General features: G+C 71.8%; 8 protein-coding genes and 1 pseudogene. 7 read left to right on the forward strand and 2 right to left on the reverse strand.

Annotated elements, in window-relative coordinates:
- The 7 genes and pseudogenes from E6U81_RS39840 to E6U81_RS16475 all read left to right on the forward strand — a co-directional run.
- Positions 1-2,582, forward strand: a 2,582-nt coding sequence (locus E6U81_RS39840; protein ID WP_168714644.1) for a hypothetical protein, incomplete at its 5' end; no start/stop codon positions are given.
- Positions 2,579-3,436: an immunity 49 family protein gene (locus E6U81_RS16455; protein ID WP_136230835.1), complete on the forward strand. Its 858-nt coding sequence runs from the start codon at positions 2,579-2,581 to the stop codon at positions 3,434-3,436. The genes E6U81_RS39840 and E6U81_RS16455, both read left to right, overlap by 4 nt.
- Positions 3,437-3,525: 89 nt before the next feature.
- Positions 3,526-3,729: an Imm49 family immunity protein gene (locus E6U81_RS41040; protein ID WP_240803849.1), complete on the forward strand. Its 204-nt coding sequence runs from the start codon at positions 3,526-3,528 to the stop codon at positions 3,727-3,729.
- A gap of 28 nt (positions 3,730-3,757) precedes the next feature.
- Positions 3,758-3,826: pseudogene (locus E6U81_RS41920) on the forward strand (hypothetical protein); the annotation flags it as partial.
- Positions 3,827-4,048: 222 nt separating this feature from the next.
- The gene (locus E6U81_RS16465) at positions 4,049-4,942 is read left to right on the forward strand and encodes a serine/threonine protein kinase (RefSeq protein ID WP_240803850.1); all 894 of its coding nucleotides are present in this window, start codon (positions 4,049-4,051) and stop codon (positions 4,940-4,942) included.
- Positions 4,942-7,137 (forward strand): serine/threonine-protein kinase, encoded by a 2,196-nt coding sequence (locus E6U81_RS16470; RefSeq protein ID WP_136230836.1) that lies wholly within the window; start codon positions 4,942-4,944, stop codon positions 7,135-7,137. Before E6U81_RS16465 ends, E6U81_RS16470 begins: the two co-directional genes overlap by 1 nt.
- Before the next feature lie 20 nt (positions 7,138-7,157).
- Positions 7,158-9,254 (forward strand): serine/threonine-protein kinase, encoded by a 2,097-nt coding sequence (locus E6U81_RS16475; protein ID WP_136230837.1) that lies wholly within the window; start codon positions 7,158-7,160, stop codon positions 9,252-9,254.
- A 27-nt stretch (positions 9,255-9,281) separates the two neighbouring features.
- On the opposite strand, the gene E6U81_RS16480 is transcribed toward E6U81_RS16475, so the two are convergent.
- Together E6U81_RS16480 and E6U81_RS16485 are read right to left on the reverse strand one after the other, a co-directional pair.
- Entirely contained in the window at positions 9,282-9,953 is a 672-nt protein-coding gene (locus tag E6U81_RS16480) for a DUF5825 family protein (RefSeq protein ID WP_136230838.1), read from the reverse strand.
- The gene (locus E6U81_RS16485; protein ID WP_136230839.1) at positions 9,950-11,863 is read right to left on the reverse strand and encodes a RiPP maturation radical SAM C-methyltransferase; all 1,914 of its coding nucleotides are present in this window, start codon (positions 11,861-11,863) and stop codon (positions 9,950-9,952) included. The genes E6U81_RS16480 and E6U81_RS16485 overlap by 4 nt, the downstream gene beginning before the upstream one ends.
- Positions 11,864-11,876 lie beyond the last annotated feature (13 nt).

Below are 11,876 nucleotides of genomic sequence, written 5' to 3' on the forward strand. Positions count from 1 at the left end.
CCCGCGACGCCGCGCCCGTCATCAAGAAGCTGGAAAACCTGCGGGCGGAAGCGGAGGCGTTCCGCACGAAGGTCGCCGACGACGACAAGTGGCGTGAAGACGGCGACCTGATCGACGAGAACCTCGACCGCCGCAACGAGATCGCCGAGGTGTGGGCGCAGTTCCAGGAAGTGGAACGGGCGGCCTACGCCAAGATCGTCGCCCTGGTGGGCGGGAAGCCGCTCAAGGTCAACGACGGCTCCAACGCCAAGGACATGTACGGCTACGACGCCGAGGCGATGAAGCAGTCCAAGTCCCTGCCCTGGGGCGACGCGGTGGAGGAGTCCATACCCGCGTGGCAGGTGTGGGAGCATGCCTGGGAGTTCGGCAAGGGCATCGTCGTCGACGGCGTGTGGGGCACCCTCAAGGGCCTCGGCGGCCTGGTCGGCCTGCAGGGCTGGGACGTGTTCAAGCAGTCCTGGACGGGCCTGGCCAAGCTGGGCACCGGCCTCGCCATCATGTCCATACCCGGTGCCGGCCCCCTCTTCCTCGCCGCACCGGATGACAAGCTGCCGTCGTGGCTGCGGGACTCGCGTACGGCGATGAAGGAGACCGGCAAGGCACTGCTGGCCTGGGACCAGTGGGGCTCGAACCCGTCCCGCGCGGCGGGCGCGGTCACTTTCAACGTCGTGACCACGATCTTCACCGGCGGCGCGGGCGGCGCCGTCTCGGGCGCGGGCAAGGCCGGCGCGGTGGCGAAGACCCTGTCGTTCGCGGGCAAGGCCGGCCATGCGATCGACCCGATGACGTACATCTTCAAGGGCGCGGGCGCGGGCTTCTCGAAGATCGGCGACGTGATGGCCGGTCTGAAGGGCATGGGCAAGGTCGAGGTCCCGAACATCAACCTGGACGGCGCGATCGCCCTCCCCGAGGGAGCCATCCACCTCCCGGACGGCGCGATCCACCTCCCCTCGGGCTCGGCCGTCCCGGACGGCGCGATCAAGCTCCCCGACGGCAACATCAAGCTGCCCGAGGGCACCACCACGTTCCCTCCGGGCACGGTCAAGCTCCCGGTGGACGGCCCGCCGAAGTTCATGGACCCCGACGGCAACATCTTCAAGGCGGACGGCTCCCTCGACCAGTCCGTCAAGGACGCCCCGACAGGCAAGCCGGACGCGGACTCGGGCGTACCGCGCACCGAAGCCCCGAAGACGGACACCCCGTCCACCGCCAGGGTCCCGGAGCGCGAACTGGTCGGCGTCGGCGCCCGCGGCGGCGACAACGGCATCAGCCTCGGCAGCAACATCTCCGACCCGGTCCACGCGATCGACAACACCCCGCGCGGCATCGACAACACCCCGGGCGGCCACGCCCCGGACAACATGCCGCGGAACGACCTCAACAACCCCGGCGGCCCCCGCCCGGACTCCCCGTCCCCGACGGGCGCCACCCACCCGGACACGCCGTCCACGGCCGGCACCCACGCCGACGGCCCGTCCGGCGGGGCCACCCACGGCGACGGCCCCGGCGGCACGGGCGGCACCCACCCGGACGTACCCGGTACGGGCGGCAACCACCTCCCGGACACCCCGGGCACGGGCGGCGTCGACGACGCGGCGCGGGCGGGGGACGACGCCGCGCCTGCGAACCCTGCGACGCCCCGAACCACGGTGGAGCGGCCCAGCTTCATGCGGGACGGCGACGACCCCTATGGGCCTCCCGGAACGCTCACCGACCTTCAGATCGAACAAATCCAGGCCTACCGCGCGAATACTGAACCTGGGTATTTCGAAGATTTCTACAAGAGCAATGGAAATCGGAAGAATCTGGACTTCAAGGACGAGAGCGGCATGACCCCGCCTCAGCTCACGAGGCTGGACGAAAACTCGCCCTGGATTCGCGCAAAGGATGCACCCGCTCCCCCCAAGCCGCATTACCTCGACCCGAAGTACGTACACGAAACACCCGGCGCCGTGAGGGACCCCGCCCGCCTCGCCGGCCTGCAGGAGGCCACCCGCAGCCGGTTCTTCTCCGTCGTGGTGGACAAGCTGAGTGAAGTCTTCAAGCAGGAGGCGGATGCGGCTCACAAGATCCACGGAACGGACGAGACCGCACAGCACCTGGCAGACGGTCGAGAAGCGTACAGGCAGTACCACAGGGACATGATCAAGGAGACCGGCGCCTACGGCGAGTACGTCGCGGAACACCACTACATCGCCGAACACCACGCGGGATCCACCAAGAAGCCCCTCGACGGGCCCAAGAACGGCAATGACCAGTTCGACCAGGTGTGGCTCACGCCGGACGGCAAGTATGTCGTGGTCGAAGCAAAGAGCAGTATCGATACGGATCTTGGCGCTCGAAACCTGCCGAACGGGCGCCGGGTGTCCCAAGGATCTCAGGAATACTTCTTCGACATAATCCGCGAGATGCACAAGCGCGGAAAGAAGAACGATGCGGAGAAGACACTCGCCGAGGCGCTGGAAACGGCCTTCGACAATGGCAACCTTGAGTACGTCGTGGTCAAGGGCGACCGAAACGGGCTCCAGTACACTGGATACCAGTACCAGCGCTTTGACATCAGCAAGAGGAGCCTCCGTTGACCGTCATCGTCGACCGGCATTTTTCACCGGGAGATACGGAAGAGAAGTGGGCTGAATCTCTCGGCGAGAACCTGACGCAGTCCATCGACAGGCTGGAGCAGTACCCGCACTCGCTCGGCCGGATCTTCGGCAAGGCGCTCCTGCATCTCGAGGCCCGCTGCACGGTCGATCCCCGGGCAGCGAAGCTGGAGACCTGGGAGGCGGCGGTCAACACGCTCCAGTTGGGCTCCGCCGTCTTCGCGACCGCCGCCGCGGAGCATGGGACCGTGCAGTGCCGGATCGACCGTCAGGTGCGTACGCTCCCGGCCGCTGGTGCCGACGAAGACTTCGCCGAACTCGGTACATGGCTGACCACGTTCTGGCTCGCCGTGGTGTGCCGGGATCAGGACCGGCTCACCGAGCTGAGCCGGTTCCCACTCGACCGAATCGACTCCGGCGGATACGACGAGTTCGTCCGGCATTGGGTCGACGCCCTGCAGACGTACTGGCTCCAGGGGCCCGGGCTCGTCGAGAAGCTGACCCGGGCCGTCGAAATGTCGGCGCCCGACGTCGCGGGGCAAACGCCGCACGGACTGCTCCAGGCGGTACTCGCCCCGCCGATTCACCTCTTCTACCTCTTCATCACTCGGGACTCCGACGGCTTCAACGAGGCCTTGGTAAAGGCCCTGGAGCTCCACAAGGCGTACTGGACCGCCGACGAGGACCGGGCCGAGGACCCTGCCGGGCACCTTGCGCTGGCCCCTCTGGCCCTCGCGTGCCTCGCGTCCGACGGAGGCATGCCGGTCGACGTCGAATCGGGCTACCTCCCGCACCACCTGCTCACCCGCGGCTGGGTGGGCGAGTTCCCCACGTAAGGCACACATGACCGTGATCGTTCCCCGGCAGGACCATCCGAAGGACGACATGGCGGCGGTGGTGCCCGTCTTGGAGGGTTCGGTGTCCTGTGCGCTGGATCGACGCCTTCCGCCTCGCGATCATCTGCCGTGACACAGCCCGCATCACCATGCTGGCGCGGATCCCGGTGTCCCTGCTGCGCGCCTTCGGCGGTCGGCTGGACGAGTACGCGTACGCCTGGGTGGAGCCCTCCAGAGCTTCTGGCTCCGCCGTGACGACCTGGGCGCCAACCTGGTGCGAGCCGTGGACCTGAGCACGCCCGCGTTCTCGACGGGGAGGAGATGAGCAAGCTCCGGAATCCGCCGATCATGATGCTCTACCGCTTCCTGCGCAAGGACACCGCCGGCTTCAACGAGGCCCTGGCCGACGCACTGCGGCAGCACAAGGAGTACCGGACCGCTGGCGATCGCCTGCCTGGCCAAGGCCGACGGACTCCCGGTCGAGGTCGAGTCCGGCTACCTGCCCGCCGCCCTCCTCGACTTCGCCTGGCGCGGCGAGTGCGACGCGCAGCCGGGGCCGGACGCTTGAGTAGGGTGGCCGTGGATCAACACAGACCAGGGGGGAGACAGCCGGTGCAAGCGCTGCGCCACGACGACGCTCCGCTGATCGGGCCCCACGCCGTCCTGGGCCGGCTCGATGACGAGCCCGAACACACCGCCGCCGAGCGGCGGTTCATCGTCCGGAGCGGCGACGGCGACCGCACCTTCCTCGCCCGGCTGCCCCGACCCGACACCGACCCGACCCGGTGGGCGATCGAGGCCGAGGGGGCGCGCCGGCTCTCCATACCCGGGCTCCTGCCGGTCGGCGAGGTCGGCGGCGGCCCGGCCGAACTCCCCTGGTGCACGGCGCCGTACGTCCCCGCCCTCCCCCTGCCCGCCGCCCTGCGGGCCCACGGCGGGCCGCTGCCCGGCCCGGTCGTACAGGCCCTGGGCGCGGCCCTCGCCCGGACGCTGGCCACCGCCCACGCGCAGGGCGTCACGCACGCGGGTCTGTCCCCCGCCGCCGTGCTGCTCACCGCCGACGGCCCCCGCCTGAGCTGCTTCGGCGCGGTACGGGCCGCGGCTCCCGACGGCGAGCACCGCAGCGGCCTGCCGGGCCTCGACTCCGGCAGCCTCGCCCCGGAGCAGGCGGCCGGCGGCCGGCCCCGCCCGCCGGGCGACGTGTACGCGCTGGGGGCGGTACTCGCCTACGCCGCGACCGGCCACACCGTCCCCGAACGCGACGAGCTCCCCTCCTTCCTGCGCGAACCCGTCACGGCCTGCCTCTCCCGCGACCCCGCGCGACGGCCGCAGGCCCACCAGCTCTTCTCCCACCCGGAGCCGGCGGCGCATGCGGCCACCGTCCTGGACACCGCCACCCCGAGCCCGATCCCCCTCCCGGCGTCCGTCGTCGTCGCCCTCGCGCACCAGTCGGCACAGCTCCTCGCGGCCGAACTCCCCGTCACCGCTTCCCGGACCCGCCACTGATGCTCCTCCCCCTCACACACGACGACCCGCACACCCTGGGCGGCCACCGCCTCGTCGCCCGTCTGGGCAGCGGCGGCATGGGCACCGTCTACCTCGCCCGCTCGGCCACCGGCCGTACGGCGGCGCTGAAGACGATGCACGCCCACATCGCCACCGATCCCGCCGTCCGCACCCGCTTCCGCCTGGAAGTGGACGCCGCCCGCGTCATGGGCCCCGTCCACGGCGCCCGGGTCTTCGACGCCGACCCGCTCGCCGACACCCCCTGGCTGGCCACCGAGTACGTCCTCGGCCCGCCCCTCGACGAGGCCGTGTCCCTGGCGGGTCCCCTCCCCGAGCCTGCCGTACGCGCCCTCGGAACCGCGCTCTGCGCGGCTCTGGCGCAGCTCCACGCCTCGGACGTCGTCCACCGCGACCTCAAGCCCTCCAACATCATGATCACGGCCGAGGGCCCCAAGGTCATCGACTTCGGGATCGCCCGCGCCCTCGGCGACGACCGCCTCACCCGGACCGGTACCGCCGCGGGCACGCCCGCCTTCATGTCCCCGGAGCAGGCGACCGGCCTGGAACACACCTCCGCCGGTGACGTCTTCGCCCTCGCCGGCGTCCTGACCTACGCGGCCACCGGCCGCGGCCCCTTCGGCACCGGAGCGCACGCCGACCTCCTCTACCGCGTCCGCTACGCCGACCCCGACCTCACCGGGGTTCCGTCGGCCCTGCTCCCGGTCCTGGCGCACTGCCTCGCCAAGGACCCGGCCGACCGGCCCACCACCGGGGAGCTCGCCGCCCGGCTGCGCACCGGGGAGGACGGTTTCGCCGACCGGCTCCCCGAAGCGCTGCTCATGGAGATCACCCGCCGGGTCGGTGGCGCCTGGGCCGACGCGCCCCACCGCCTCCCGGCCCCGCCGGGACACGGCCTCGCCGAGACCCTCCCGAGCGGGGATCGGCCGCAGTCGCCGTCCCCGTCCGCCCTGTCCCGCCGCCGGCTCCTCACCCTCGGCGGGGGTTCCGTGCTCGGCGCGGCCGCGGCCGGAGCCGGCACCTGGGCATGGCTGGGCCGTGAGGACCCCGACCCGAAGGCGCCCGCCACCACGTCCGGGGGACCCGCGTGGGACCTGCTCTGGCAGGAGCCCGTCAGCTACGCCGACCCGCTCATCCCGCCCGCCCCGCTCACCCTGGACGGGCTCCTCGTCGTCGGCGAGTACGGCGTCAAGGGCCTCGATCCCGCGACGGGAGCGGCCAAGTGGGAGGATCCGGCCGTCTACTTCATGCGTCGCACCGCCACCGACGGCACGAAGGTCTACGCCACCGACTACACCCTCGACGAGGCCGAGCCGCTCCGCGTCTCCACGGTCGACATGGCCACCGGGAAGATCAACGCCCCCTTCGGTGTGCTCAAGGACCTGAGGGCGATCCTCTTCGGAACCCAGCTGCTCTGCGCGACCGGCGACGCCGTCTACCTGGTGGGAGGCCGCGGCACCCACGCCCCCGACGGCTTCGCCAAGGACCAGACGTGGTTCCTGCTGAAGGTCGACGCCCGTTCCGGAGCCAAGCTCTGGGAGGTGCCGCTGCCGGGCCGACCCGACAAGTCAAGCCGCCTGCACTTCCTGTCGGCCCACGCGGTGGGCAATCACCTGGTCCTCGTCCAGCAGTCCGCGGAGGGGGAACCGCGCCTCGTCGTGCACGACGCCCAGACGGGCAGGGCGCTGTGGGACAAGCCGCTCGACGGAAAGCAGTCGGCGCTCAGCCGGGCCCGCGTGGCCGTGGACGAACGGCACGTGTACCCGGCGGCCGGTGAACTCACCGCGTTCGGCCTGGCCGACGGCAAGGCGGCCTGGCGTTTCCAAGGGCAGGCTCCGACCGCGCGGTTCAGCCCGCCGGCCGTCAAGGACGGTGTGGTGTACGCGGTCGAGGAGAACCGCGGCATGGTCGCCCTCGACGCCACGACCGGCGCCCTGCGGTGGGCGGAGAAGAGCCGGGCCGTCCCGTCCGAGGACCTCGACGCCCCGCCCGCGGTCGGGATCGGGCACGTGTACGCGTACAGCAGGGCCTCGTCCGGCCTGATGGCCGCGGACATCCGCACCGGCGCCGTGACCCGCCCCTTCAAAGCCGCCAGGGCGCGCTACTTCGCCCACCCCTCCGCAGGGCGGCTCATCGCCCTCGGCGACGAGTACGTCGCCGCGTACCCCCTCTCCTGAGCTCACAGAAAGCCTCCACGATGAAGCCCCTGGAATCCGGAGACCCGATCCGGCTGGGCCCGTACCGCATCCTCGCCGTGCTCGGCGAAGGCGGCATGGGCAAGGTCTACGTCGGTCAGGACGGTGAGGGGCGCGCCGCCGCGGTGAAGGTGCTGCACCCCCACCTGGCGCACGACCCGAACCTCACCCGGCGGTTCGTCCGCGAGGCCGAGATGGCCCGGGCCGTCGAGAGCGGATCCGTGGCCCGCGTCCTGGACGCGCAGACGGAAGGCGGTCGTCCGTGGATCGCCACCGAGTTCCTGACCGGGCCCACGCTCGCCGACTCCGTACGCTCCCACGGTCCGCTCGACGAACCGACCGTACGGGCCCTGGCGGCGGCGCTCGCCGGGGCGCTGCACGACATCCACGCCGCCGGCCTCGTCCACCGGGACCTGAAGCCCGCGAACATCGTGCTCACCTCGACCGGCCCCCGCGTCATCGACTTCGGCATCGCCCGCCCCGAACACGGCCTCACCCTCACCGCGACGGGCCAGGTCCCGGTCACCCCGGGGTACGGCGCGCCCGAGCAGGTCCTGGGGCAGCGCGTCGGTCCGCCGGCCGACGTCTTCTCGCTGGGCGCCGTCCTGGTGTACGCGGCGAGCGGGGCGCACGCGTACGAGGGTTCGCACGTCGCGGCCGTGCAGTACGAGGTCGTCCACGGCGAGCCGCGCCTGGACCGCGTGCCGCCCGCACTCCGCCCGCTGATCGGGCCGCTCCTCGCCAAGGACCCGGCGGCGCGGCCCCTGCCGGACCTGATCGCCCGGTCGTCCGCCCCGCCCCGCGGCGCCGAACGCGCCTGGCGGCGGGGGGCGATCGCGCAGGACATCACGACCCGGGAGCACGGCCTCCACCGGCTGACGACCGTGCCGGGCGGGGTCGCGCCGCGCTCCGTGTCGCGTCGTCGCCTGCTGACGGGCCTCGCGGTCGGCGGATCCGTGCTGGTGGTCGGCGGCGGCACCGCGGCGTGGTGGAGCGTGGCGACCCGTTCCGGTCCCTTCGACATCCCGCCCGCGGCAGCGACCCCGACGGCCAAGGTCCTGGACGCGAAGAAGGGCGACTACGTCCTCGGCGAGACACCCGAGCCGCTCTGGAGCGTCTCCTCGGCCGCCGCGGAGAACACGCCCGCGCCCCTGCCCGTACGGGACGTCGTCATCGTCGGGGCACCGAAGGGCGGCATCGCCGCGCGCAGCGTCGTCGACGGCACCCTGCGGTGGTCGGCCGGGGAGGTCGCGGCCACCCGGCGCTACCTGTCGCTCTCCGACCGGCTGGTGGCGGCCGCCGACGGCGACGGCACCCTGGTGACCTTCGTCGCCTCGACCGGGAAGCCCAAGTGGACGTCTCCCGCCGATGCCGCATGGCTCCTCGCCGCGGACGACGAGGCCGTCTACGTGGTCACCAAGGAGGGCCGGGTGCGCAGCATCGGCCGGTCCGACGCCAAGATCCGCTGGACCGTCTCCGTCGACGCGGACCTCGGCAAGGAGGCCGCCTCCCGCGGCCTGGCGGCCCAGGGCCGGCTGGTCGTCACGGCGGCGGACGGAACGGTCATCGCCCTCGACACGGCCGACGGCCGCAAGGTGTGGGACCGCCGCAAGCAGTCCGACGACGGCCGGGCCCAGGCGGCCGTGTCGGGCCGCACCCTGTGCGTGACCGGCAAGAACCTCTCCGTCGTCGACGTCGTCGACGGCAAGGAGCTCTGGACGGCCGAGAACCCCAAGCCGCCGAACGGCACCCCGGTCTTCTGGGGCCCTCCGACCATCCACGGCGACCACGTGTACGCGTCGGTTCTGACGCTCCCCCTCCGCCTGGACCTGCGGACCGGCCGGGGAACGGACTGGAACTTCGGGGGTCTCCTCGAATGCGACCCGCCCAGCCCGCTCGTCGTGCAGGGCAACGGCATGTGGTCGGTCACCGTCAACAGGACGGAGGGAGGCATCAACGTCGTCGACCTTTCGTCCGAGAACCGGCCGCCGTGGGTGTTCCGTGTCATCAAGAACCCGGTCCGCTACTGGATCACGGGCGACGCGAACCGCGTGTTCCTCATGGACGGCACGACGCTCGCCGCCCTGCCCGTGTTCTGAACCGCGGCTGGGGCCGGTGCAGCACCGTCAGACCCGGAAGGGCGGCTGCGGCCAGCGGTGGGGGCGGTGGGGGGCCCACCACCAGAGGTCGCCGATGCCGACCAGGAGGGACTCCGCCGCGAGATCTCCCCGGACGGACGGGTCGACACCGTCGGCCGTCGGGCCCGCCCGGACCGCCTCCACAGCGGCGAGGTACTCCGGGTCGTCGATCACGATCCGGTTCAGCACGCCGGGCCGGTGGTCGCGGATCTCCAGGAAGCCGGGTCCGTTGCGGACCACGCACTTGCCCAGGAAGAAGCCCTCGGCCCAGGTCGACCGCAGTTCTGCCGCGTCGGCCGGTCCCTCGATCCGGGACGGCGGGTAGAGGTGGCTGAGCGTGAACGCCGACGGTCCGGACCGGCACGCCCCCGCGTCGGGCAGCCGCACGCGCCAGTCGACGACGACGCCCCAGGCGGTCAGCTCCCGGAGCAGGTCCAGGACCCGTACGGCGCAGATCGGCTCGGCCGCGGCGGAGAGGTCCACGAGGGCGCTGAACTCGGCCCTGCGCACGCCCGTGCGGTACAGCTCACGGGCGGTGTGCGCCGCGTCCAGGGAGGCGTCGGAGACGGCGACGCTGCCGAGGTGCATTCCCGGAACCGTCCGCGCGTGCTCGCGGTAGTCCCGCCAGAGGTCGATCACCGGCTTGCGGGCAGTGATCACCGGGCGTCCTCGGGGCCGGGGCCGACGGCCCGTGCGAAGTCCCGGGTCAGGTCCGGGGCGCAGCCGCCGAGGCGGGTCAGCTCCGCGTTGGTGCCCAGGGGCACGACATGGACGTACCGGTCGGCGTCCTCGTAGAGGAGCCCGGCCTCGCCCCACTCCGCGAGCAGTTCGGCGACGCGGGCCGGGGAGACGCTGGCGGTGAACCTGGCGCTGAGCCGGTGGGTCAGCGACTGGACGCTCCGCGGGTCCTCCAGGAGCCGGAACGCGGCCACCTCCACCGGGTCCGTGATGCTCCTGGTCGTCCAGTCGAAGTCTTCCCGCCGGTTCGTCAGCACGATTCTCGATCCGATGTCGTAGCGGGTGAGGCTGCTGTGCAGGTGCTGGTCGCGCCACCGTTCGACGGCGGCGGCGAGCCCTTTCGCGACGGTTTCGTCGATGCCGGCGTGCGGGGCGTCGAAGAGGTAGGCCAGGTCGTACAGCTCCTCCTCCGGCAGGTCGTAGACGACGGAGTAGTGGGAAGCCGGTCGCAGCGGGGAGAAGCCCAGTTCGGGCCGGTCGAAGTAGGGGCTGAACCGCTCGATCTCGATGCGGGTGACGCCGTCCGGCGGGGTGAGGTGGGTGAGGGCGGGGAACTGCCGGATCACCTGGGTGTAGTCGCTGTCCTTCTCGCCGGGGAAGCCGTAGAGGTAGTTCCACGTGGCCCAGAGGCCGGCGGACTGGGCGTCCCGCAGGTGGCGCACGTTCTGGCAGCCGGTGACGCCCTTGTCCATCAGGCGCAGGACCCTGCTGCTGAGGCTCTCGATACCGGGCTGCACCTGTACGAGGCCGGCGTCGGCGAGCGTCTGCAGATGGCGGTAGCGGAGGTTGGACTTGATCTCGTAGTGGAAGCGGAGGTCGTGGCCCGCCTCGATCAGAGCGGGCATCACGCTCCGCAGGTATCCCATGTCGAGGATGTTGTCCACGACGAGGACGTCGAGCACCTGGTGCAGGCGGGCCTGTTCGACGATCTCGCTCACGAACGTCTCGGGGGCCTTGCTGCGGAAGGCCATCGACGAGCCGTTCAGTCCGCAGAACGTGCAGTGGTGCTTCTCGCCCCACCAACACCCGCGGGAGCCCTCCAGCACCAGCTTCGGCTCGATCCGGGAACGGGCCGCCGACTCCTGCACCCGGGCGAAGTAGGGCCGGTAGTCCGGCTGCCTCAACTCGCCGGGCGGGAGCGGGAAGCGGGCCATGGCGTTCGCCCGGTGCGCGCCGTCCTCGCCGCGCCAGCACAGCCCCGGGATCGTCGCCGGCTCCACCTCGCCGCGGACCACGTCGAGCAGCATGGGGAACGCCCGCTCGGCCTCGCCGCGCACCACGTAGTCGACGGCGGGGAAGTTGCGGTGCAGCGCCTCCCCCTGCGGTCCGTCGCAGTTGGCGCCGCCGAGCACCGTGGCGGTGCCCGGCGACAGCCTCTTGACCGCCGCGGCCGTGGCCAGGGCGGCGGTGTTCTGCTGGAACGTGGTGGTGAAGCCCACCAGGTCCGGACGGGTTTCGGCGATCCGCGCGGCCAGTTCCTCGACGAACCGCGCGGACGCCTCGTGCAGGGCCAGGCACACGGCCCGCAGGTGCGGGCCGAGGCCCGACGCCATCTGGTCCTCGAACTCGCGGACCCGCCACGCCGGTACGCCGTGGAGGGCGCTGGAGAACACCCAGTCCCCGTAGCCGTCGAAGTACGCGTGGCTGGCGAAGAACTCGTAGTCCTCGACCCGCAGTCCGATCGCTTCCGCCGCCCAGTCGTAGAAGTCCAGGTTGGCGTTCACCGTCTCCACGTCCGCCCGGTGGGAGCGGCCGATGGAATGCAGGATCCCCAGCGCGAGGGACGGCGTGTCCAATGAAGCCCACGGCATGTTCACCAGAGTCACACGCATGTGCCGAACAGCC

The organism is Streptomyces sp. A0592, assembly GCF_004795115.1.
GTDB lineage: Bacteria > Actinomycetota > Actinomycetes > Streptomycetales > Streptomycetaceae > Streptomyces > Streptomyces erythrochromogenes.